We start from the raw sequence: 22954 nt of genomic DNA, 5'->3' as shown, positions 1-22954 counted from the left end.
GAGTCTGGTCGATTTTACTCTTTTTCATACGCGATGCTCTCTCTGTGGGCTTGCTGGCAAGTCTCGCTTACCCCGCTATCGTACGCCTGGCGCAAGCTGCCGCGAATCTTGGGCGGCGCGCACCGTGGTGCCAGGCGTTATTCTTGTTATCTTATAAATTAATAATCAATTCGCTTTGCCTGCCGGCGCATTTCAATGCCAATTGTAAAATTGATTGCAAAATCGCTGTCGCACATAAAGTACCGCGAACATACCCGGTAGTTTACACTGAATTGCCGCCGCAGCGACGCCAAAGGCGCGACGCGAGCGGCCATAAAGCCCTGTTGGCGGCAAAAAATCGCCTATCTTTGACCCTGAACACGCGAAATAATGACAATCAAGACTTCCCTGGTGTGGTTCCGGCGCGATCTGCGCGCGTTTGACCATGCTGCACTGCATCACGCCCTGCGCCAGAGTCAGGCCGTGCATTGCGTCTTCGTCTACGACACCGCCATCCTGGCTGCGCTGCCGCGCCGCGACCGGCGGGTCGATTTCATCCATGCCAGCGTGGCCGAGCTGGCCGCCGAGCTGCGCCAGCTCGGCGGCGACCTGATCGTGCTGCATGCGGACGCGGCCGAAGCCATCCCGCGCCTGGCCGCCGAATTGAACGCCGACGCCGTCTTTGCCAACCACGACTACGAGCCGCAAGCGATCGGCCGCGACGCCACCGTGGCCGCAGCGCTCACGCATGACGCACGCCTGTGGTTCAGCTTCAAGGACCAGGTGATCTTTGAAAAGGACGAGGTGCTGACCTTGTCGGCCAAGCCGTACACCGTCTACACGCCGTACAAGAATGCCTGGCTGAAGAAAATGCGCGCGGAACCCGCCTGCCTGGCGCCGTTCGATATCGAGCCGCATGCGGCCAGCCTGGCGCCGCCGCGCGCCGGCACGCCCGCGCCCCTGCCCACCCTGGGCGAACTGGGTTTCGAGGCCAGCAACCTGGCCGAACTGGCCATCCCCACCGGCATGTCGGGCGCCAGCCAACTGTTCGAGGATTTCCTGCCGCGCGTGGACCGCTATGACGTGGCGCGCGATTTCCCCGCCCTGAAGGGACCGTCGTATTTATCCATGCATCTGCGCTTCGGCACCGTCTCGCTGCGCTACCTGGTACGGACCATCGTCGACCTGATGGACCGGGGCGGTGGCGGCGATGGCGCGCCCGTGTGGCTGGCAGAACTGATCTGGCGCGATTTCTACGCCATGATTTTGTACCAGAATCCGCACGTGGAAGGCGGTGCCTTCAAACCGGCCTACGATGCCATCGCCTGGGAAACCGGGCCTGACGCCGATGCCGCGTTTGCCGCCTGGTGCGAAGGGCGCACCGGCTATCCGCTGGTGGACGCGGCCATGGCGCAGCTGAACCAGACGGGCTATATGCACAACCGCCTGCGCATGGTCACGGCCTGCTTTTTGATCAAGGACCTGGGTATCGACTGGCGCCGCGGCGAAGCGTATTTCGCGCTGCACCTGAACGACTTCGACCTGGCTTCGAACAACGGCGGCTGGCAATGGGCTTCGTCGTCGGGCTGCGACGCGCAGCCCTACTTCCGCATCTTCAATCCCATTACGCAGTCGGAAAAATTCGATGCCAGCGGGCGCTTCATCCGCCGCTACCTGCCGCAGTTGAAGGCGCTGGGCGACAAGGAAATCCACGCGCCCTGGCTGGTGCCGCGCATGCTGCTCGATCAAAAAAACATCGTGCTGGGACGCGATTATCCGGAACCGCTGGTGCAGCACGACGAGGCGCGCAAGGAGACCCTGGAGCGTTATGCCGTGGTGAAGGTGGTGGCGTAATCGGGCCCGTGGTGACGTCGGGTTACGCGCTTTGCGCTAACCCGACCTACCCGACATACACCGTCGGTCAACAGACGTAGGTCGGATTAGCGGGGCAAAGCCGCGCGTAATCCGACAACATTGTTGGCATTGGCGCCGGTTACGCCACGCCGTTGCCCAATAACCGCCCCACCTCCGCCAGCAATTCCGCCTCCTGGAACGGCTTGCCGAAATACGCATTCACGCCCAGCTCGAACGCGTGCGCGCGGTGCTTGTCGGCGCTGCGCGAGGTGATCATGATGACGGGGATGGCGCGCGTCTTGTCGTCGCTGCGCACATTGCGCGTCAAATCAAAACCATCCATGCGCGGCATTTCCACGTCGACCAGCAGCAGGGCCGGCATGGCGGCCGGTTCCAGCGCATGCAGCTGTTCCAGCGCATCGAGGCCATCCTTGGCCAGCAGCACCTGGTAGCCTTCGCGCTCGAACAGGCGCTGCATCACGCGGCGCACCGTCAGCGAATCGTCGACCACCATCACGCGCACGGCTGGCGTGGCCAGCGCGCTGGAAGCGGCATGCTGCTCGCTGCTGGCCAGCGCATACTGCGACAACAGTTCCGGATGATGTTCCAAGTGCTGCGCCAGCGCCACAGGGTTCAGGATCAGCACGATATCGCCCGTGCCCAGCACCGTGGCGCCGGCGATGCCCGGCATGCGCGCCAGTTGCGGGCCCACGTGCTTGACCACGACTTCGCGGTTGCCCACCACGTCATCGACCTGCAGCGCCAGCCTGTCATTGCCATTTCGCAGCAGGAGCACGGGCGCATAACGCTGCGTGGCCTGCGCCGCCGGCGTCTCGCCCAGCATGGCCGACAGGTGGTGCAGCGCCAGCGACTGTCCGTGCGACTCGATGCGCCCGGCCGCCCGCACCTGCTCCAGCTGTTCGCCTTTCAGGTGCAGCACCTGCTCCACCAGCACCGATGGCAAGGCATACGTCCTGCCGTTCGCCGCCAGCAGCACCACTTGCGTGACGGCCAGGGTCAGCGGCAGGTGGATGGTGAAGCGCATGCCCAGCCCTGCCTGCGTCAGCGTTTCCACGCGCCCGCCCAGGGCCAGCGCTTCGGAGCGCACGATGTCCATGCCAAAACCGCGCCCGGCCAGTTCCGTCAGGCTGTCGGCCGTGGAAAACCCAGGCGTGAAAATCAGTTCGGCCGCCTGCGCGTCGGTCAATGGCGCATCCGTCGCCACCAGGCCGGCGCCGTGCGCCTTGGCGCGGATGCGTTCCAGGTCCAGCCCCGCGCCATCGTCGGAAAAGGCGATCGCCACTTCATTGCCCTGCTGGCTGACCTGCACCAGCAGCTCGCCCGTCTCGCTCTTGCCTGCGGCCAGGCGCGCGTCGCGCGGCTCGACGCCGTGCACGATGGCGTTGCGCAGCAAATGCTCGAAGGGCGCGGCCATGCGTTCGAGCACGCTGCGGTCGATTTCCACGCCGCCGCCACGGATGTCGAGGTTGACGCGCTTGTCGACTTCCTTGGCGCTTTGCCGCGCCACGCGGAACAGGCGTTCGGCGATGCTGGCAAACGGCACCATCCGTATCTGCATCAGGTCGCGCTGCAGCTCGCGCGTCAGGCGAGCCTGCAGCACCAGGTCGTCCGTCACCGCATCGACGCTGTGGCTGAGATTTTCATGGAACGAAGCCACGTCGTTGACGCTTTCGGCCATCATGCGCGTGAGTTCCTGCAAGCGCGTAAAGCGGTCGAATTCGAGCGGGTCGAATTCGCGCTCGCTGCCGACGGCCATGCGAGAGGCGATCTGCGATTCGGCCTGCATTTCCACTTCGCGCAGCTGACGCCGCAAACGCGCCAGGTTATCGGAAAAATCGGACAGCGAAGCGCCGAGCACGCCCACTTCATTTTCCATTTTGGAGCGCGTGATCGACACTTCGCCGGCCTGGTTGACCAGGCGGTCGAGGATATCGGCACGCACGCGCACCAGCGCCGCCTTCGGTTCGGCGGGCGGCGTGTCTTCCATGCCCGGCAAAGGCAGCAACGGTTGCTGCAGCTGCTCGAACAGGTGCAGCGCATGGTCGTAATGGGCCAGCAATTCCTCGAAGGCCTGCGGCGTGGCGGTGCCCGCGTGCAGCATGTTTTCGATATGCGTCTCGATTTCATGCGCATGCTGGCCCAGGCGCATGGCGCCGGCCATGCGCGCGCTGCCCTTGACCGTATGCAGGGTACGCAGCAGCATCTGCGCCTGGCCGCTGTCGTGCGGCTGCTGCTGCCAGCTGCGCAGCGCCTCGCCGATCTGCGGCAGCAAGTCGGCGCCCTCCTCCAGGAAGACGGACAATAAATCGAGATCGAGTTCATCGCTGATACCGGCGCTGGCCGCCAGCAGCGCGGCCGCATCGGCCGGCATGATGGCGGGCGCCGGCGCTTCCGGCGCCGCATGCTCCAATAGCGGCGCATGTTCGAAACCAGCGTCGAACAGGTCGTCGCTGGCGCCAGTGTCCTGCGCTGGCGACGGTGCCGGCACGTCGGCGGCCTCCGGCTGCAGCGCATCGGCGACGATGCTTGCATACGTCGCTTCGAACAGCGTCTCGAGCTGGGGCACCGGGACTTCAGCGATCAGTTCGGCAGGCCGCGCCGGCGCGCCGACGATGCTGGCGTAAGCTTCCGCGAACAGGGCATCGAGGCGTTCTTCCTTGCTCTCGCCGGGCGGCGCCGTCAAGGCGCGCCACAAGGTGTTGAGCGCTTCGATCATGTCTGGCTGCGTTGGCGCCAGGTCGCCCAGCGCGAATGCCTGCAGCATTTGCCCGATGCGCTGCGTGGCCTGTTCCAGCACGTCGTGCTGTTCGGCGCGCAAGCCGGCCAGCGGCGGCACTACCGTTTCGATGACTGTTTCCAGCGCGTGCGCCAAGTCGCGCAGTGACTGGAAACCGACCGTGCCGGACGTCCCCGCCAGGGTATGCACGGCTTGCAGCGCCTCGGCGCTGACGGCGCGCTGTTCATGGCGCCATTCGCCGAAGTCGCGCGTGAGCACGCGCAGCAGTTCATCCGTCTCGGCCAGGTAGATGTTGTACAAGGGAAGACTGATGCGCAGTTCGCCCACGTGCTTGAGGTGATCGTCCGGCGCTTCGTGGAGCGTGGGCGCCGTGGCCAGGGGCAGTCCGATCACATTGCCATTGCTGGCCACGGGCGCGGCCGATGCCGGGCGAGGCTTGCGCAGTTCGAACGGGCCGCCTTCGCGCACGCGCTCGGCCGCCAGCAGCAGCATGCCAGCCTCGCGCTCGCGCCCCGCGCCGCCTTCCAGTTCGGCCACCCATTCGCTGAGCTGGTACCAGCCGTAATTGAGCAAGGTAAACAAGTCGTCACTGACGGGGCGCGCCTCGGCCAGCCAGGTATTCATGACGCGTTCGATGGCGCCAGCCGCTTCGGCAAACTGCGCCAGGCCGATCATGCGGCTGCTGCCTTTCAGGGTGTGGAATGAGCGGCGCAACATGGCCAGGTGGTCGCCGCTGGCGGCCTGCTCGCGCGGCAGGGCCAGGGTGGTGTCGATGAAGGCCAGCACTTCGCGCGCTTCGGCGATGAAGATGTCGAGCATCTCCGCGTCGACATCGGTCACCGCCGGCACGGCATCCATGCCGGCAGGCGCTGCGGGCGCCAGTGCCTGGTCGAGCAAGGGCACGGGGCCGGCGGCGGCGACTTTTTCAAATGGCAGCGCGCGGAAGGTGCCGGCGGCCGCATCGAAATGGAAACGCCCGCTGGCCGCCTGCGCGTTGCGGCCCAGCATATCGGCAAAAAAGCCCAGCGCGCTGACATTTTGCGCGATCTCGTCGAGCGCCTCGGCGCGCGCCTCCGCATTGGCATCCGCCTTGGCGTCGGCACCGGCCAGCTGCCGCACGGCCGCATCGACCTGCAGCACGGCGGCGCGCGCATCTTCCTGTTCCAGCCCGGCCAACTGCTGCTGCAACTGCTCCAGCACGGGCGCGACGCCATCGAGGGCTCCCGTCCCCGCACCCGCTGCATCCGCGTAATACGCGTTGAGCACCTTTTCCACCTGGCGCAAGCCCGTCTTCATTTCCTCGGCGAGCGCGGCCACCGTCTGGCCCTGTTCGATCTGGCGCGACAGCTCGCCCGCCGTGACAGGCGGCGGCGCTTCGCCAGCCAGCAGCGCCTGCAGGCGCGCGGCGATGGTTTCCGCGTTGCCCGCGAAATCGTCGGGCAGGCGGCGCAGCTGCTCCAGGCCCGTGTCGGCAAACAGCAGCGCCATGCCGATTTCATTTTCCAGGGCCGCGCTGCGCCCGCTGGCCACGGCTTGCCGCGCCACGGCCGCGCATTCGCGCAGCAGGCGAGCCAGAGCCGGCTGCTTCAAGGTCTCTACATGCGCCGCCACCTGTTGCAGCGACGCGTCGAAATCCGTGGCCAGGGCTGGATCGAGGTCGGCTTGCGCCAGGCGGCTCCAGCTGGCGCGCGCCTGCGCCAGGGCCGCGCGGGCGCCTTGCAAGGTGTCCTGGTCGACCTGGCCGTAGCGCCGCGTTTCCACGTCGACGGGCAGCATGCCTTCCAGGGCGAAAGCGGCGCGCAACTGGCGGGCTTCTGGCGTCGGCTCGCGTGCGGCGGCGATGAAGAACAGGGCGTCGCGCAGCATCGCTTCGGGCAGGCTGGCCGTCCCCTGTGCCAGGCGGCGCAACTGCAGGTTGATCAGGCCGAACAGCTGCTTGACGTTGAGCGTGCCCATGCCTTCGCCGCTGGCCGCCAGTCCCGCAAACGCCTGCATGGCGAACCAGAAGGTGCGCGCGGGAGCGTCCTGCTGCGCGTCGGCCACCAGGGTCAAGGTGGCGTGCAAGTCGCCCGCATGCTGGCGCCGCGCCGCGTCATCCTGCGCCTTCAGGAAGGGCAGCAAAGACTTTTCAAAGCGCCCGCGCCAGGCCGGGTAATCGGGCACCGGGGGTGCTTCCGCCAGCGCGATGGCGTGCCCTTCCAGCGTCGACGCCGGAGGGAAAAACAGGTCGGCCGGGTGGATGCGCTCGGCGCCCAGCATGGTTTGCAGGTCGCGGTAATAGGGGAACAAGCGCGCCGGCTGCGGCGGCGTGCCGGCCACCAGGTCTTCCAGGTATTCGCTCAAGGCTTGATACAGTTCGGCGACGACTTGCGCATGGTCCAGCGTGTATTCGAGGCTGCCGTCGCGAAAGCGCGCCAGTGCCTGTTCCGCAGCGTCCGTCAGCAGGCTGGCGCCGGCCACGTCCACCATCACCAGCGCGCCATGCGCCTGGTGCAAGTGCGATCGCGCATGCTGCAGCGCCGTGGCACGTTCCTCGCGCTCGCGGCCACCCGCTTCGAACAGGGCCGTTTTCGAGCGGCCCAGCGCTTCGCGGATTTCCACCATCACCCACGACAAAGGCTCGCTGTCGAACGGCTTGGACTGCTGTGGACTATCTGGTGTGCTCATGCATGCCTCGGTAAAGAATTCGCCCTGGACTGGCGCGGCGTTCAGGCGGCGACGCGGAAACGCGACACCGAATTTTTCAGTTCCTGCGCCAGCATCGACAACTTGTGGATCGACTGCGCCGTTTGCTGCGTGCCGTCCTGGGTCTGCTCCGTCACGCTCAGGATATGCTGGATATTCAAGGCCACGCCGCTGGCCGAACCGGCCTGCGTGCCGGTGGCGAACGAGATGCCCTGGATCAGTTCGGCCAGGTGTTTCGACACCTGGCTGATGTCGTTCAAGGCTGCGCCGGCAGCGTCGGACAGGCGCGCGCCCTCGACCACGCCCTGCGTGGAGGTTTCCATCGCCCGCGTCGCATCCTGGGTGTCGGCCTGGATGGTGCGCACCAGCGCGCCGATCTGCTTGGCGGCGGCGGCCGAGCGTTCGGCCAGGCGCTGCACTTCCTCGGCGACGACGGAAAAGCCCCGTCCCGCCTCGCCGGCCGATGCGGCCTGGATGGCGGCGTTCAGCGCCAGCACGTTGGTCTGCTCGGTGATGTCGGAAATGAGCTCGGTGATTTCGCCGATTTCCTGCGACGATTCGCCCAGGCGCTTGATGCGTTTGGAGGTATCCTGGATCTGCTCGCGGATTTCATGCATGCCCTTGATGGCGTTTTCCACCGCCGTCGAACCCTGCTGCGCGGCCGCCACCGACTGGCGCGCCACGTCGGCCGAGACGCTGGCCGACTTCGACACGTCGGTAATCGCATTGGCCATCTTGACGACGGTGGCGCTGACGCCCTGGATTTCGCGCGACTGCTGCTGCGACGCGATCAGCAGCTTGCTCGAGATGCTTTGCGCCTGCGTCGAAGCGCGGTTGACCTGCTCGGCCGTTGCCGTCACCCGCCCCACCAGGCCGCGCAATTCCTCGACCGTGTAGTTGACGGAATCGGCGATGGCGCCCGTGATATCTTCCGACACGGTGGCCTGCACCGTCAGGTCGCCGTCGGCGACCTTCTGCAATTCATTCATCAGGCGCAGGATGGCCGCCTGGTTCTGCTCATTCCTGGCCTTCGCCACTTCCTCTTTTTCCTGCGACTGCAGGCGCCGGATTTCCGCTTCCTGGCGCCGCCGCTCGGCGTCGCGCGTGCGGTTGATGGAGTCCTGCAGCAGCACCCTGCCGATGCCGGCCGCCGCGATCAGGGTCAGCAACACGCCGCCAACCATCATCCAGAAGGCGATGCCCAGGGTTTCCTGGTTCGCGTGGTACATCTGCTGCAGCAGGGTCAGACGCTGGCGCAGGTCTTCGTTCTCGTTGAAGATCAGCTGTTCGGCGCTTTTCGCCGAACTGAATTTGTCAAGCCGGTCGAGTATCGACGACACCAGCTTCTGGTACGTGTCGAAACTGGCTTTCAGCGCCACCATCCGGTCGCGCAGTTCGGCGTCGCGCGTGGGCGCCAGCTGCAGCGACACGCTACCGTTGAGCAAGCCTTCGACGGCGTTGCGGAAATACGTCGTGTCGCGCCCCAGCGAAAACGCCGTTTCCGAGCTGATGCTGCCCGACGAGAGGAACTCGCTGGCGCTGCGGCTCATGCGCTGGCTCAGCATCATCAGGCGGCCGATGACGGCCAGGTCGCGCGCATTGCCGCCGCGCTGCACCTTCAGGGCCGCGATTTCCTCGGTCTGCGCCAGCAGCGCCGGCGACAGCGCGTTCAATTGCTGCAAGGTCTTGTCGAATTCGCCCAGCTCCGGCTTCAGGCGCAAGATGGTGCTGGCCGCGCGGTCGCTGCTGGCCCATTTTTTACGCGCGTCGGCCACCGCCGCCAGCAGGGCGGCACGCGACTCGCCGATATCGCGGCCGTGATACGTTCCGCCGCGCAGCATCAGGCGGAAATCCTGGTTCAGTTCATTGCGGCTTTCCTCGAGCTGGCGGAACGCTTCCGGATTGCCCTGCACGGCGTTCGGCGCGGCCTTGCCGATGCGCTGCGAATGCATCAGCGCATCGCTGGCCAGCTGCGTCTGCGCCGAGGCGATATTGCCGCTGCGTGTATTGAGACCGACGAACAGCAGGCTGGCGGCCAGGCTCAGGGCCATCACCGTCGACAGGATGCTCAATTGTTTTTGCAGCGGGAAATGGCCGATCAGCGGCAGCCGCAAGTCGCTGACCGGCGCGCTGGCCAGCGACTTGCGCCGTCCCAGCGCGTCGCGCAGGCGCAGCGGCAGGTCGGCCGCCGATGCCGGCTCGCCGGGCGCGTGCTCCGCTTCGGGCATGCCAGCGGCCAGGATGGGAGAATTGGCGCCCATCAGCCAATATCCTTGTGGACGGCAAGGCCGCCAAAGCCGGCATCGAGGAAGCGTTCCGATTGCGCCAGCTGCGCCAGGTCCAGGCGCAGCCACTGCTGCCCCTCGCTGTCGCGCAGCGCCTGCGCGGACCACGATGGGAGCACACCGTGCGCCGCATCCTGAACGGGCACCGATTGCATCGCGCGCAGCTGGCGCAAGCCCAGTACGCGCTCGACCAGCAGTGCGCAATTGAGGCCCAGACGCGGAGAAAACGTGATGATGCGGCAGTGATTGCCGGGCGTGCAAGCCGGTTCGCCCATGTAGCGGGCCAGGTCGACGACCCCCGTCAGGCGCCCGCGCATGGCCGCCAGGCCCAGGTACCAGTCCTGCGCCAGCGGCACGCCCTGGATCTGCACACCGGCGGCAATGACGATTTCACCGAGCTGCGTCAGGTCGAGCAGGCACGGCCGGCCACCGAGCATCACGCCCAGTTCCTTGCGCGCCGCCAGCGCGCCGCTGCGCGCGGCCTGTATCCGCTCGATCAATTGCAGCTGATACTGGCGCAAGCGCCCCTGCTGCGCGCCCGTCTCGAAAGATGGCATGGCGGCAGCGGCGGGCGGAAAGGCCGATGTAGGCACGCCGTGACCTGGCATCGTGTGCATGCTCAGGAAAGCGCGGCGATCTTGGCCAGCAGCTCGGCTTCCACCACCGGCTTGACCAGGTAATCGCGCGCGCCCTGGCGCAAGCCCCAGATGCGATCCGTTTCCTGGCTCTTGCTCGAGCAGATAATCACCGGCACGTCCTGCAGTTCCGGATCGCGGGCAATGGCGCGCGTGATCTGGAAGCCATTCGCACCGGGCATCACCACGTCCATCAGGATCAGGTCGGGCCTGGCCTGCTTCAGCTGCGCCAGCGCGTCGGCGCCGTCCTGCGCCGTGAGGACGGCATAACCGGCACGCACCAGCATCTCGCTCAGGTAGTAGCGTTCTGTCGGCGAGTCATCGACGATCAGAATTGTGTGTATGGCCATCTGCTTCCTTGCTGCGTTGTAATCAATAAATCACTACTCAAAATGCCCGGCCAGGTGCAGCCGCACGGCCTCCAGCAGCGCCTCGCGCGCCAGGGGCTTGACCAGGCAGGCGCTGGCGCCTGCCATGGCGCCGCGCGCGCGGTCGAACAAACCTTCCTTCGACGACATCATCAGCACCGGCGTGGCGTGATACGCGGCGCTGGCCTTGATCAGCGCGCAGGTGCGGTAGCCGTCCAGGCGCGGCATCACGATGTCGCACACGATCAGCGCCGGCTGGCAGTCGGCGATCTTGGCCAGGGCCTCGAAGCCGTTTTCCGCCACCACCACGCGATAGCCGGCCTCGCCGAGTATCTTCGCGGCCGCGCTGCGTATCGTCGCGCTGTCGTCGATGACGAGTATCGTGACGCTCACGCACACGGCATCGGATGGCGTCTCGGGCAAAAAGGGACGCGTCATGTGATTATTCGACAATTTTTCATACCATAGCACAGGCAGCCGCGATACCTGTGTGCGGCAGCGGCATCCCGTGGGCCTGATTGATTACAGCGCGACCATCTCGAAATCGTCCTTGCGCGCGCCGCATTCAGGGCAGGTCCAGTTCATCGGAACATCGGCCCAACGCGTGCCGGGAGCGATGTCTTCGTCAGGCAAGCCGGCCGCTTCATCATAAACCCAGCCGCAAATAAGACACATCCACGTTTGGAATTGCTGCGTTGTTTCGTTGCTACTCACGTTCTGCCACCCTTCAATCAAGTAAAATGCTGAATTAGGTATCTTAATCTACCCGCCGTGCAAAACCAAACTTCTCCCCTCATATTAAGCTTCGGCGTGTCCGATCCGGTCGGCGCGATCGGTATCCAGGCCGACCTGGCCACCTTTTCAGCCTTCGGCTGCCACGGCCTGTCCGTCACCACGGGCCTGTTGATCAGCGATACGGCCCGCGTAGAAGACGTGCAGGCGGTCGACCCGGACTGGGTTTCAGACCAGGCGCGCGTGCTGCTGGAAGACATGTCCGTGGCCGCCATCAAGATCGGCGCGCTGGGCAGCGTGGAAAACGTCACGGCCATCGCCGAAATCGTCTCCGACTATCCGGACGTGCCACTGATCCTCGACCCCTTCATTTCGGCGCTGCCGGAACAGGGCATGGACGACGAAGACATCCTGACGGCCGTACGCCAGCTCCTGATTCCGCAAACGACCCTGCTGGTGCTCTCGCCGGTGGAACTGGAACGCCTGGCCGAGACCTGGCGCGACGCCGATCCGGACGACACCCTGCAAAACGACGTCGACTACCTGGTGGCCCTGGGCTGCGAATACGTGCTCGTCACCGGCATGCCGGCCGACGTCAGCAAGTCCGGCACGGCCGAAGGCAAGTTGCGCGCCAATACCCTGTTCGGCGAAGACGGCGTGGTGCGCCACGACGAATGGCAACACCTGCCCGGCATCTTCAACGGCGCCGGCAGCACCTTGTCGGCGGCGGCCACCGCCCTGCTGGCCCTGGCGGAAAACGAAGACGATGTGCCGCAGGTGGTCGTGGCGGCGCAGGAATTCACGGCCGGTGCGCTGGCCCACGCGCAGCGCCACGGCATGGGCAAGCTGGTGCCGAACCGGCTGTTCCGGCAGCAGCGCCAGCGCGGCGCACAATAAGACCAGACGACACAGACAACGATCCACTTTCAAGGCACGATTATCATGACGACGACTTCACAGAACGACATCCTGTTTGCCCGCGCACAAAAAACCACGCCAGGCGGCGTCAATTCGCCTGTGCGCGCCTTCCGCTCCGTGGGCGGCACGCCGCGCTTCATCACGCGCGCCGAAGGCCCGTACTTCTGGGACGCGGACGGCAAGCGCTATATCGACTACATCGGCTCCTGGGGTCCGGCCATCGTCGGCCACGCCCATCCGGAAGTGGTGAAAGCGGTGCAGGATGCGGCCGCGCTGGGCCTGTCGTTCGGCGCGCCGACGGAAGGCGAAGTGCTGATGGCCGAGGAAATCACGCGTTTGGTGCCATCGATCGAGCAGGTGCGCCTGGTGTCGTCGGGCACGGAAGCGACCATGAGCGCCCTGCGCCTGGCGCGCGGCGCCACGGGACGCGACAAGATCGTCAAGTTCGAAGGCTGCTACCACGGCCACGCCGATTCGCTGCTGGTGAAAGCGGGCAGCGGCCTGCTCACCTTCGGCAACCCGACGTCGGCCGGCGTGCCGGAAGACTTCGTCAAGCACACCCTGGTGCTCGACTATAACAACGTCGAGCAGCTGAAAGACGCCTTCGACAGCTTCGGCGCGGACATCGCCTGCGTCATCGTCGAACCGGTGGCCGGCAATATGAACCTGGTGAAAGCGACGCCGGAATTCCTGCAGGCGATGCGCGAACTGTGCACGCAGCACGGCGCCCTGCTCATTTTCGATGAAGTCATGTGCGGCTTGCGCGTGGCCCTGGGCGGCGCGCAGGCGCTATACGGCATCAAGCCGGACCTGACGGCGCTGGGCAAGGTGATCGGCGGCGGCATGCCGGTGGCGGCCTTCGGCGGCAGTGCGGCGCTGATGCACAACATGGCGCCGCTGGGCGCCGTCTACCAGGCCGGTACCTTGTCGGGCAACCCGGTCGCCGTGGCGGCCGGCATGGCCACCTTGAAACTGATCCAGCAGCCGGGCTTCTACGAGCAGCTGGGCGCCACGGCCAAGCGCCTGGCCGAAGGCCTGACCGCCGCCGCCAAAGAAGCGGGCGTGGTCTTCTGCGCCGACTACATCGGCGGCATGTTCGGCATTTATTTCAGCGAAACGCCACCGACCAGCTATGCGGAAATGATGGCCGGCGACCGCAGCAAGTTCAACGCCTTCTTCCACGCCATGCTCGACGAAGGCGTGTACTTCGCGCCCGCCGCCTTCGAGGCGGGTTTCGTCTCGGCGCAGCACGATGACGCCGTCATCGACGCCACCATCGCCGCCGCGTGCAAGGTGTTTGCTAAGTTAGCCTAAACGCAGTCAGACAGTCGCGGTGTCCATCACCGCGGCCACCAGCGCCGGCAACTTGGCCATGTCGTTGAACACGACATGCGCGCCGGCCGCCTTCAGGCGCGCTTCCTGGCCGGGCGCGATATGCCCGCCGCCGATGAATCCCAATACCGTCATGCCCGCCGCCACGGCGGCCGTCACGCCCGTGACGCTGTCTTCCAGCACCAGGCACTGGCTTGGCGGCACGCCAAAGGCGGCCGCCGCCGCCAGGTAGACGCCCGGGTGCGGCTTGGCGTGGCCGACCAGGTCCGGCGTGAACACGCGTTTGTCGAACAGCGGCGCCATGCCAGTGCGCTCGAGCGCCGACAACACGCGCGCGCTGACGCTGTTCGAAGCGACGGCCTTGGGCAGGGGAATGGCGGCCAGCGCCTGCGCCACGCCGGGCACGGCGCGCAATTGCGCGTCGCAAGCCGCATCGACGGCATTGCCGATGGCCATGATCTCGTCGGCCGGCAATTGCGGCAAGCCCAGTTCCTTGTAGATATCCTGCATCAGCGGCACCAGGCGCTGGCCCAGGCGCGGCTCGATCAAGCCTTGCAGGGTGACGCCGTCGGGCAGGTTCGGCAGGCGCGGCCCCAGCAACTCCAGCAGTGCTTGCAGGGCCACGGCTTCACTGTCGATCAGCACGCCATCGCAGTCGCTGATCAGATGGGTAAAGCGCGGTGGGGTGGTGGCGGTATCAGGCATGGACTCTCCAGAAATCAATAGTGACGGGAAATGCGGCGGCCAGCCGGCCAAGGCCGGCATCGTAACGATCATAGGTGGAACAGGCGGACGCTACCACGCAGAAAATGTCTGAATGACGATACTTTTTTCTGCACAGCAGGCGGCAGGCATCAATCGGCAAATACACAATACCAATTCAATACCACGCAATACCAGTGATTATCGCCGATTTTTGAAATTGCTGCGCTCGTCCTGAAACCGGGGCGCGGAGCACCCCGGCGATGCTGCGATACGGCTTATTTCAGCCAGCCGCGGTGGCGGAAGTACAGGAACGGTGCGATGGCGCTGGTGATCATCAAGCCCCAGGCCCATGGATAGCCGAACGACCATTCCAGTTCCGGCATCAGTTTGAAGTTCATGCCGTACACGCTGGCGATCAGGGTTGGCGGCAGGAAGGCCACGCTGGCCACCGAGAAGATCTTGATGATCTTGTTCTGGTTGATGTTGATGAAACCGACGGTGGCATCCATCAGGAAGTTGATCTTGTCGAACAGGAAAGACGTATGGCCATCGAGCGATTCGATGTCGCGCAAAATCTGCCGCGCTTCCTCGAACTGCTCGGAATTCAATAAGCGGCCGCGCATCAGAAAACTCACGGCGCGGCGCGTATCCATCATGTTGCGGCGGATACGGCCATTCAAATCTTCCTCATGGGCAATCGCATTCAGCGCTTCGGCCGCGTGCGCATCGGTAAATTCCTTTTGCAGCACGCGCGTGCTGACTTCTTCCAGGTTCTGGTAGATGCCTTCGAGCACGTCGGCCGAATACTCGGCATCGGTGGCGTACAGGTCGAGCAGCACGTCCATGTAGTCGGCAATCGAGCCTGGCCGCGAACGGGCGCGCATGCGCACCAGGCGGAACACGGGCAAGTCGTCCGTATGCATGGAAAACAAAATCTTGCGGGCCAGGATGAAAGCCACGGTGATGACGCGCGAGGGGCCGTCGTCCTCTTCGCGCAAGAAGTCCGTGCGCAGGTGCAAGTCGCCGTTTTCCGCTTCGTAATAGCGAGCCGACGCTTCGATATCCTTGACTTCGTCTTCGCCCGGCAGGGTGACGTTGTAGATGGCCTTGACCCAGGCCCGTTCGTCATCGGTAGGGTCGGTCAGGTCGACCCACACCGGTTCGGCATTTTCGAGATCTGCGCGGCTGTCGATCGGCACCTGGTTGAGCCGGCCATTCTGTAATACAAAGACATTGATCATGCGCGCTCTCAGCCGGATGTGGGGTTATCGTGATGTGCTGGCGCTGGCGCCAAAAATGAAAACAGCGCAAGTGTACCCGCAAAGGCCTTTTCACGACCACCCCCGGCACCGCTTTTTCACGGAAAAAGTGTGGCGTTGCACCAAGCGGGGCCGATTAAGATGCTGCGCCGCAATAGTGCCAATCAGGCAGCTTTAACTTTATGAAAAGAAAGCCCGCTGCCCTCAAGGCAATTCCGCCGCCCCCATGCGGCGCAGGATCACGCCCGTGCGCCGGTTCAGGTAGCCCGTATCGCGGTGACGGTCGTAAAAGCGGGGATTCGGCAGCATCACGGCCAGTTTCGCCGCCTGTCCCGCGCTCAGGCCCGCCGCGCTGACCCGGTAATAGTGGCGCGCGGCCGCTTCGGCGCCAAAGGTGCCGGTGCCAAACTCCACCACGTTCAGATAAATCTCGAAAATGCGCTCCTTTTCCATCAGGTTTTCCAGCATATACGTGATGATCAGTTCCTGGCCCTTGCGCACATAGCTGCGCGAACCGGACAGGAACAGATTCTTCGCCAGTTGCTGCGTGATGGTGGAGCCGCCCGCCACGACCTTCTGCTTCTTGCTATTCTTTTCATATGCCTTTTGCAAGGCTTCCCAATCCACGCCTTCGTGCTCGGAGAAATTCGCGTCTTCCGAAGCGATGATGGCCCGTTTCAGGTTGTTCGAGATGCGGTTGTACGGCACCCACGTGTGCTTGATGGTGGCGTTCGGGTTCTTCTCCTGCAAGACCGACAGCTGTTCGCGCATGAAGGCCGTGCTGGACGGGTTATGGTCGACCCACCACCAGATTTGCAGGAAGAAATACAGTTGCACGACGATAAAGGCCAGCACGGGGACGATGAACAGCCACTTGATCCAGCCGTAGCGGCTGCCGCTTTTGCGGGCGCCCTTCTTGCCGGCGCTCACAGGGCACTGCGCAGTTGCGCCAGCAAGTCCTGCGTCTGCGGCCGCACGCCGCGCCACACGTAAAACGCTTCAGCCGCCTGCTCCACGAGCATGCCCAGGCCGTCGCGCACCTGCGCGCCATGCTGTACGGCAAAGTCCATGAAGACGGTGGGCTGGGCGCCATACATCATGTCCAGCGCCAGGGTATGGCTACCGAAGATACCGGGCGGCACAGGCGGCAAGTCGCCCGCCAGGCTGGCCGAGGTGGCGTTGATGACGATATCGAAGACGCCATCGGGCTGCGCGAAACCGCCGGCGCGCAGCTGGCCGGGGTGCGCCAGCGCGTCGGCAAACTGCGCCACCAGCGCCTCGGCCGTGGCCACGGTGCGGTTGGCAATGAAGATTTCCTGCGGTCCCTGTTCCAGCAAGGGCAGCACGACGCCGCGCGCGGCACCGCCCGCGCCCAGCAGCAGGACGCGCTTGCCGGCGACCTTCACGCCCGCGTTGCGCACGATGTCCGCCACCAGGCCCGCGCCATCGGTATTGTCGCCAAGAATGGTGTCGCCATCGAAACGCAGGGTATTGACGGCGCCGGCCGCTTGCGCGCGCGGCGTCAGCTCGGTGGCCAGCGCGCACGCGTCCAGCTTGAAGGGCACCGTCACGTTCGCGCCCTTGCCGCCCTCGGCGGCAAACGTGCGGACCGCCAGCGCAAAGCCGTCGAGCGGCGCCAGCCGGCGGTCATAGACGATGGGCTCGCCCGTCTGCAGGGCAAACGCGGCGTGGATCAGGGGGGACTTGCTGTGGGCGATGGGATTGCCGAAGACACAATATTGATCAGGATTCATTGCTTGCTTGTTCAATTGCTGCCGCCAGTCAGGTTAGCTTCCATTTTTTCTTCGCGCGTAAATTTGAAGCGGGTAATCACCACCCACAGGTCATCCTTGTCACTCGATAACATATTTGGTGGGAAACGGCCAAACGGCGCCGCGCGGCGCACGATGGCCAGGGCCGCCGCATCGAGGGCCGGATTGCCCGAGCTTTTTTCCACGCGGGCGCCACCTTCCTTCTGGTAAATCGTGCCGTCCTGGAAGATGGGAATGTAGACGACCAGTTCGCCATACATCTTGCGGCCATTCTTTTGCGGGAAATTCAGGGTGCCGATTTCCTCGATACGCTTTTGCAAGGTCTTGTAATACATGGCATAGCCGACCTCTTGCGTGCTGGGCGTAATGAAGGTCTTGCGCGGACGCTTGTTCTGGTCTTCCACGGTCTGGCTGATCTCGGCCGCCATGCGGGCGATGGCCTTGCTGCTTTCCATCAAGTCCGAGCCGGTGGCCAGGGGATTGGGCTTGTCCTTTTCCGTGACGGGCGCGGCGCTGTAAGGCGTCGGCCTGGCCGCCTGCGTCAGCAGTTCCTGCTGTTTTTGTTCCAGTTCGGCGATGCGCCGGGCGCTGGCCTTGACGCTGTCGCCCTCTTCCACCTTGCGCATGTCGGGCAAGGGCGACTTGGCGCGGCCCTTGTCGGCTTGTCCGCCACCGTCGAGGTTGGCTTGCGCCAGGGCGTCGGCCTTCAGCGGCTTGTTCGCATGCTTGGCGTTGACCAGGATCACTTCCAGGCCGGGATCGGTGGCCACGGCCCGCTGCGGCGCCGGGGCGACAAAATGCATCGCCAGCAAGGCGCCGTGCGCCAGCAGCGATACCGCCACGGCTATCATCAGGAAACGATTCTCTCGGAAAGACTTCACGCGCAACCCAGTTCGCAACAAGCACACCATACAAGATGGCTGAATTCTACGTCAAAGGCGGTGCCGGCAACAGTTTTCAGCACCGCCTTTGCAGCCTGATTGGCGCCTTATTTGAGCTCGGGCTCGCTGACCACGTCTTCGCTGGCCAGTTCCGCCACTTCCGCATCGGCGTCGCTGACCTGGTTCGCCGCTTCCGGCGATGGCTCGGCCGCCACGTCGCCCTCGTCCGCAGCATCGTCGCCCGCCTCTTCTTCGTAGTCGAGCTCGGCATCGGCCGCCGCATCGGGCACGGCGGCAATTTCCAGCAGGCGCGCTTCGATGCTCAGGTCGACTTCATCCCAGCGCAGCAAGTCCAGTTTCACCTGGGCACCGCGCGCCACCGATGGCATGCCCGGCAGCTTGATGACCAGCGGAATGTCGACCAGGCGCAGGATCTCGTCTTTCAGGACGACGGCATCGACCTGGCGCGCGTTTTCCTGATGCAGCCAGCGCAAGCACCAGTAGCGTTCCATGTTCGACTGGAAATCGCCATACGCGGCATACGCGGCGTCAAACGCCGAAACGATGGCGAACAGATTCGCATCGCGCGGCTTGAACGGGGCCACCAGCGGCGCCGTCACGCCATGCTCGGCGCAGGCGATGATTTGCCACTGGTTCACCAGATCGGTATAGCGGCGCAGGGGCGACGTGCTCCACGCATATTGATCGACGCCCAGGCCCTGGTGCGGCGCCGCATGGGTAACCATGCGCACCTGCATCTTTGCCGCCCAGCTATTGCCGCTGCCGCCGCCCTGGCTGCGGTAGATGCCGGGCACGCCATGGTCGTGCAGCATCTTGCCCCAGGTACTGTTGGCAAAAATCATCAGTTCGGCAACGATCTTGTCGAGCGGCGCGCCACGCTTGCGGCGCGCCACGGTGACGATGTCGTTTTCCACATAGAAGTTGAAATCGACACGGTTGTTCTGTTCCGGCTTCAGGCCAAACGCTTCGCGTTTCTTCATGCGGCCCTGTTCCAGCTGCTGCGCCCATTGCCACAGCACGGCAAAATCGGCCTTGTGCGGGTACTCGCCTTCGCCGCTGGCCAGGGTTTCCTCGTTGACCAGATCATCGAGCTGGTTATGGCGCAAGTTGCTGGCAATCGGCACCAGTTCGGCGCGCGTCTGCGTGCTGACCACGGCCCAGTCCGCTTTCGGGTCCAGGGTCGCGTACAGCGACAGGGCCGGGCACGTCGTGCCTTCCGCCAGCGTAAACGCGTTGACGATTTCGTCCGGCAGCATGGTGATCTTGTCGCCCGGCATGTAGACGGTCGACATGCGCTGGCGCGCCATCTTGTCGATCACGTCTTCCGGACGGATGCCCAGACCCGGTGCGGCGATGTGTATACCCACTTTCACGGTGCCATCGGGCAGCGGCTGCACGGAGAAGGCATCGTCGATCTCGGTCGTGGTCACGTCGTCGATCGAGAAGGCGGCCACGTCGGCCAGCGGCAGCTTGGCCGTCACGGACGGCACGGGCACGCTCGGGAAACCGGCGCCTTTCGGGAAATTTTCGAACAGGAATTTCGACAGGTGCAAGTCTTTTGGCGAAGCAATACCACCGACAGCCAGCATCAGCCGCGGCGGCGTCGTGTGCAATTCCGTGCACGCCGCTTCCAGCGCCTTGTATTCAATCGTGTTCTTGTCCGGCTTGAACAGCAGTTGCAGCACCATGGGCTGCATCGAGGCGGGCAAGCGGTTCTGCTTCAGCTCTTCCACATAGCCTGCCTGCACCAGCGCCTGCTGTTTTTTCTTTTCGATACCGGCCAGGGCCGCCTTCAAGGACGCTTCCGGCGCCGCCTTGTAGCGGCCACGGCCCTTCTTGTAGAAATACACTGGCGCCGAATGCAGGGCCAGGATCAGGCCGGCCGCTTCCGGCGGCAACGGTGCGTGGCCGAAATACTCGGCGCCCAGCTCGGCAAAGCCGAACTCGTCTTCGCCCGCCACTTCCCACAGGAAATCGAGGTCGATCTCGGCGGCAACCGCCTTGGCTTGCTCGAGCAGCTCGGCCGGGGCCGGCTTTTCATACTGCAGCAGCACGTCCTTGACCTTGACCTTGGTGCGCTTGCCACTGGCCATTTCGACCTGGTACGCTTCACCCGCTTGCGACAGGACCGTGCCGACCTTGAAATCGCCGGATTCTTCAAAAAATAGATTCATTGTTATGCTTTGTTTATTAATGTGTCGGTTGCAACGGTGCGAGTGACGGACGTCAACTCCAGCACCGCCGGCAAAAATACTTCCGTTACCAGCAGCAATCCCTGGTGACGCTGATACAGGCAGCGGCGGGCAAAAAACTGCGCCTGCCCGTCGGCGCGCCGCCCTTCCCGCGCCAGCGCCGCCTGCGCCCGCTGCACCAGCGGGTGCCCGGCGCGCAAGCGGGCAAATTCCAGTTCGCCGCGGCGTACCATGCGGTCGCCAAACAGGGTCGTGCCCAGCGAACGCTCGCCCAGCGCGGAAAACAAGGGCCAGTCCGTGGCCGTCGCCTGCATGGGCACGACGGTATGGCCAAACACGGCCGGTCTGTCATCACAACGCAACAGCACTTCACGTTCCCACACGCGGCCCGCGCGGTGCAAACCAATGATGGCGGCCTCGTCGCTCAGGCAACGTGCCGTTTCCTGATGCAAACATTGCACGCGAAATGCCTGGCTATGCGCTTTCAGCTTGGCCGTCAGCGAACCGCCGCCCGTGAGCCAGTGGCGCAAGGCCGGCGGCGCATTGACGGCATTTACGTGCGCATGCCATTGCGCCTGCCGCAGCGAACCCGGCCTCACTGGGCAGCGTCCGCATCGATGCCGCAAAAGGCCAGCACGGGCGCCACATAATCGGCAAATTCGCTGATGCCATGGTCGCTGCCGTCGATGACCAACTGCCGCGCCCCCTGATAATGCGCCACCATGTCGCGGTAGTCGAGCACTTCATCGCCGATGGCGGCAATCAGGAAATAGCGTTGCGGCTCAGTAATTTTCTCTACGGCAAACGTGCGCAGCTCGTCGATGTACTCGCGCTTGAACTCGAATGGTTTGTCCGAATGGAATTCCGTCGTCACGCCCACATGCTGTTCCAAGTCGATCAGGGGCACGATGGCAGGATTGAGCAATACGGCGCGGCAACCGAGCTGCTCGGCCAGCCAGGTGGCGTAATAGCCGCCCAGCGAGGAGCCGATTATCGTCAGCTCGGCCGCCGCCACGTCCTTGACCAGCGACAGGGCCAGCTCAATCGCCAGTTTCGGCGAAGCCGGCAATTGCGGGCACAGCCACTGTGCTTCGCGGCCCAGCGCCTGCATCTGCGCGGCCAGCAGGCGCGACTTCATCGACAGGGGCGACGAGCGGAATCCATGCAGGTACAGAATCATCGGCCCAGGGCCTCCAGCAATTTCTGGTGCACGCCGCCAAAGCCGCCATTGCTCATGACCACGATCTGGTCGCCGGGACGCGCGCTTGCCGCCACGGCCGCCACCAGGGTATCGATGTCTTCGTAGGCGCTGGCAATCTTGCCCAGCGGCGCCAGCGCGTCGCCCAGGCTCCAACCCAGCGCTTGCTGGCTGCCGAAACCGAAGACGAGGTCCGCATCCTTGAGGCTGCCTGGCAGCGCATCTTTCATGGCGCCCAGCTTCATCGTATTCGAGCGCGGTTCCAGCACGGCCAGAATGCGGGTGCCGCTGCCTACCTTCTGGCGCAGGCCGCCCACGGTGGTGGCAATGGCCGTCGGGTGGTGCGCGAAATCGTCGTACACGGTGATGTCGTTGACGACGCCGCGCACTTCCATCCGGCGCTTGACGCTCTCGAACGTGGCCAGCGAGGCGCACGCCTGGGCTATCGGTACACCCACGTGGCGCGCGGCGGCGATGGCCGCCAGCGCATTGCTGCGGTTGTGCTTGCCCGTGAGCGCCCACGCCACATGGCCTTCCTGCTTGCCATTGAAGAACACGTCGAAGCTGCCATCGGCCTGCTCTTGCAGTTGCCAGTTGGCATCTTGACCAAAACTTTCCTTTTCGCTCCAGCAACCGCGCGCCAGCACGCGCTGCAGCGATGCTTCATCGCCGTTGAACACGAGGCGGCCAATGCCGGGCACGGTGCGCACCAGGTGGTGGAATTGCGTCTCGATCGCGTGCAGATCGGGGAAGATGTCGGCGTGATCATATTCCAGGTTATTCATGATGGCCGTCTTCGCGTGGTAATGCACGAACTTGCTGCGCTTGTCGAAGAAGGCCGTGTCGTATTCGTCCGCTTCGATGACGAAGAAGTCGGAATCGGCGCTCTTGCCGTCGATCTTGCCGCTGAGGCGGGCGGAAATGCCAAAGTTCATCGGCACGCCGCCGATCAGGAAGCCTGGCGCGTAGCCCGCATCTTCGAGTATCCAGGCCAGCATGGCCGACGTGGTCGTCTTGCCATGCGTGCCGGCCACGGCCAGTACCCACTTGTTGCGCAAGATGTGTTCGCCGATCCATTGCGGGCCGGACACATACGGCAGGCTGCGGTTGAGGATCTCTTCCACCAGCGGGTTGCCGCGCGAGACCACATTGCCAATCACATACAAATCCGGGTTCAGCTTGGTCTGTTCCGGATCGAAACCCTGGATCAGTTCGATTCCCTGCGATTCCAGCTGGGTGCTCATCGGCGGATACACGTTGGCATCGCAACCGGTAACTTTATGGCCGGCTTCCTTGGCCAGGACAGCCAGGCCGCCCATGAAGGTACCGCAAATGCCGAGAATATGAATATGCATGTGATCAGTGCGAAAGGCGCACGCT

General features: G+C 64.4%; 18 protein-coding genes. 3 read left to right on the top strand and 15 right to left on the bottom strand.

Going from position 1 to position 22954, the window contains the following annotated elements; all coding sequences use genetic code 11:
• The first annotated feature begins 369 nt into the window (after positions 1-369).
• Positions 370-1833 (top strand): deoxyribodipyrimidine photo-lyase, encoded by a 1464-nt coding sequence (locus tag SKZ59_RS02415; protein ID WP_319990714.1) that lies wholly within the window; start codon positions 370-372, stop codon positions 1831-1833.
• A 139-nt stretch (positions 1834-1972) separates the two neighbouring features.
• On the opposite strand, the gene SKZ59_RS02410 is transcribed toward SKZ59_RS02415, so the two are convergent.
• From SKZ59_RS02410 to SKZ59_RS02385, 6 genes are all read right to left on the bottom strand, one after another.
• Complete coding sequence (locus SKZ59_RS02410) at positions 1973-7258, bottom strand: Hpt domain-containing protein (protein ID WP_319990713.1); 5286 nt, start codon at positions 7256-7258, stop codon at positions 1973-1975.
• Between the two features lie 41 nt (positions 7259-7299).
• Positions 7300-9537: a methyl-accepting chemotaxis protein gene (locus tag SKZ59_RS02405; RefSeq protein ID WP_319990712.1), complete on the bottom strand. Its 2238-nt coding sequence runs from the start codon at positions 9535-9537 to the stop codon at positions 7300-7302.
• Positions 9537-10154: a chemotaxis protein CheW gene (locus tag SKZ59_RS02400; protein WP_319990711.1), complete on the bottom strand. Its 618-nt coding sequence runs from the start codon at positions 10152-10154 to the stop codon at positions 9537-9539. Before SKZ59_RS02400 ends, SKZ59_RS02405 begins: the two co-directional genes overlap by 1 nt.
• Positions 10155-10180: 26 nt before the next feature.
• Positions 10181-10546, bottom strand: a complete 366-nt coding sequence (locus tag SKZ59_RS02395; protein WP_034746677.1) for a response regulator transcription factor — start codon at positions 10544-10546, stop codon at positions 10181-10183.
• A 33-nt stretch (positions 10547-10579) separates the two neighbouring features.
• Positions 10580-11002, bottom strand: a complete 423-nt coding sequence (locus tag SKZ59_RS02390) for a response regulator (RefSeq protein WP_072455064.1) — start codon at positions 11000-11002, stop codon at positions 10580-10582.
• 84 nt (positions 11003-11086) lie between these two features.
• Positions 11087-11239 carry a rubredoxin gene (locus SKZ59_RS02385; RefSeq protein WP_010401308.1) on the bottom strand — a complete coding sequence of 51 codons (153 nt, stop codon included), beginning with the start codon at positions 11237-11239 and terminating at the stop codon, positions 11087-11089.
• Positions 11240-11335: 96 nt separating this feature from the next.
• On the opposite strand from SKZ59_RS02385, the gene SKZ59_RS02380 reads away from it, so the two are divergent.
• Positions 11336-12193 carry a hydroxymethylpyrimidine/phosphomethylpyrimidine kinase gene (locus tag SKZ59_RS02380; RefSeq protein ID WP_319990710.1) on the top strand — a complete coding sequence of 286 codons (858 nt, stop codon included), beginning with the start codon at positions 11336-11338 and terminating at the stop codon, positions 12191-12193.
• A gap of 45 nt (positions 12194-12238) precedes the next feature.
• Complete coding sequence (hemL, locus tag SKZ59_RS02375) at positions 12239-13528, top strand: glutamate-1-semialdehyde 2,1-aminomutase (RefSeq protein WP_319990709.1); 1290 nt, start codon at positions 12239-12241, stop codon at positions 13526-13528.
• 6 nt (positions 13529-13534) lie between these two features.
• Here hemL and SKZ59_RS02370 read toward each other — a convergent pair whose 3' ends face one another.
• From SKZ59_RS02370 to mpl, 9 genes are all read right to left on the bottom strand, one after another.
• Positions 13535-14251: an HAD-IA family hydrolase gene (locus SKZ59_RS02370; protein ID WP_319990708.1), complete on the bottom strand. Its 717-nt coding sequence runs from the start codon at positions 14249-14251 to the stop codon at positions 13535-13537.
• Between the two features lie 275 nt (positions 14252-14526).
• A complete protein-coding gene (corA, locus tag SKZ59_RS02365; RefSeq protein WP_034746658.1) occupies positions 14527-15492 on the bottom strand; it encodes a magnesium/cobalt transporter CorA in 966 nt (321 codons plus the stop codon).
• Between the two features lie 222 nt (positions 15493-15714).
• Entirely contained in the window at positions 15715-16440 is a 726-nt protein-coding gene (gene mtgA / locus SKZ59_RS02360) for a monofunctional biosynthetic peptidoglycan transglycosylase (RefSeq protein WP_072455062.1), read from the bottom strand.
• On the bottom strand, positions 16437-17264 hold the full coding sequence (aroE, locus tag SKZ59_RS02355; RefSeq protein WP_319990705.1) for a shikimate dehydrogenase: 828 nt from the start codon (positions 17262-17264) through the stop codon (positions 16437-16439). The genes mtgA and aroE overlap by 4 nt, the downstream gene beginning before the upstream one ends.
• Before the next feature lie 11 nt (positions 17265-17275).
• The gene (locus SKZ59_RS02350) at positions 17276-18133 is read right to left on the bottom strand and encodes an energy transducer TonB (RefSeq protein ID WP_034746649.1); all 858 of its coding nucleotides are present in this window, start codon (positions 18131-18133) and stop codon (positions 17276-17278) included.
• A gap of 137 nt (positions 18134-18270) precedes the next feature.
• Positions 18271-20358, bottom strand: coding sequence for a ribonuclease catalytic domain-containing protein (locus SKZ59_RS02345; protein WP_072455059.1), 2088 nt, complete (start codon positions 20356-20358; stop codon positions 18271-18273).
• A 2-nt stretch (positions 20359-20360) separates the two neighbouring features.
• The gene (locus tag SKZ59_RS02340; RefSeq protein WP_319990704.1) at positions 20361-20975 is read right to left on the bottom strand and encodes a chorismate--pyruvate lyase family protein; all 615 of its coding nucleotides are present in this window, start codon (positions 20973-20975) and stop codon (positions 20361-20363) included.
• Positions 20972-21556 (bottom strand): YqiA/YcfP family alpha/beta fold hydrolase, encoded by a 585-nt coding sequence (locus SKZ59_RS02335; protein WP_319990703.1) that lies wholly within the window; start codon positions 21554-21556, stop codon positions 20972-20974. The genes SKZ59_RS02340 and SKZ59_RS02335 overlap by 4 nt, the downstream gene beginning before the upstream one ends.
• Complete coding sequence (gene mpl / locus SKZ59_RS02330) at positions 21553-22929, bottom strand: UDP-N-acetylmuramate:L-alanyl-gamma-D-glutamyl-meso-diaminopimelate ligase (protein ID WP_319990702.1); 1377 nt, start codon at positions 22927-22929, stop codon at positions 21553-21555. The genes SKZ59_RS02335 and mpl overlap by 4 nt, the downstream gene beginning before the upstream one ends.
• Positions 22930-22954 lie beyond the last annotated feature (25 nt).

The sequence above is a fragment of the Janthinobacterium sp. GMG2 genome, assembly GCF_033949445.1.
GTDB classification, from domain to species: Bacteria; Pseudomonadota; Gammaproteobacteria; order Burkholderiales; family Burkholderiaceae_D; genus Janthinobacterium; species Janthinobacterium aestuarii.
This window is presented reverse-complemented; position numbering and strand designations above follow the sequence as displayed.

Bases quoted from the DNA above. Each gene is read 5' to 3' on its own strand.
- SKZ59_RS02415 (WP_319990714.1), top strand. From the start codon at position 370: ATGACAATCAAGACTTCCCTGGTGTGGTTCCGGCGCGATCTGCGCGCG.
- SKZ59_RS02410 (WP_319990713.1), bottom strand. From the start codon at position 7,258: ATGAGCACACCAGATAGTCCACAGCAGTCCAAGCCGTTCGACAGCGAG.
- SKZ59_RS02405 (WP_319990712.1), bottom strand. From the start codon at position 9,537: ATGGGCGCCAATTCTCCCATCCTGGCCGCTGGCATGCCCGAAGCGGAG.
- SKZ59_RS02395 (WP_034746677.1), bottom strand. From the start codon at position 10,546: ATGGCCATACACACAATTCTGATCGTCGATGACTCGCCGACAGAACGC.
- SKZ59_RS02390 (WP_072455064.1), bottom strand. From the start codon at position 11,002: ATGACGCGTCCCTTTTTGCCCGAGACGCCATCCGATGCCGTGTGCGTG.
- SKZ59_RS02385 (WP_010401308.1), bottom strand. From the start codon at position 11,239: ATGTGTCTTATTTGCGGCTGGGTTTATGATGAAGCGGCCGGCTTGCCT.
- hemL (WP_319990709.1), top strand. From the start codon at position 12,239: ATGACGACGACTTCACAGAACGACATCCTGTTTGCCCGCGCACAAAAA.
- SKZ59_RS02370 (WP_319990708.1), bottom strand. From the start codon at position 14,251: ATGCCTGATACCGCCACCACCCCACCGCGCTTTACCCATCTGATCAGC.
- corA (WP_034746658.1), bottom strand. From the start codon at position 15,492: ATGATCAATGTCTTTGTATTACAGAATGGCCGGCTCAACCAGGTGCCG.
- aroE (WP_319990705.1), bottom strand. From the start codon at position 17,264: ATGAATCCTGATCAATATTGTGTCTTCGGCAATCCCATCGCCCACAGC.
- SKZ59_RS02350 (WP_034746649.1), bottom strand. From the start codon at position 18,133: ATGATAGCCGTGGCGGTATCGCTGCTGGCGCACGGCGCCTTGCTGGCG.
- SKZ59_RS02345 (WP_072455059.1), bottom strand. From the start codon at position 20,358: ATGAATCTATTTTTTGAAGAATCCGGCGATTTCAAGGTCGGCACGGTC.
- SKZ59_RS02335 (WP_319990703.1), bottom strand. From the start codon at position 21,556: ATGATTCTGTACCTGCATGGATTCCGCTCGTCGCCCCTGTCGATGAAG.
- mpl (WP_319990702.1), bottom strand. From the start codon at position 22,929: ATGCATATTCATATTCTCGGCATTTGCGGTACCTTCATGGGCGGCCTG.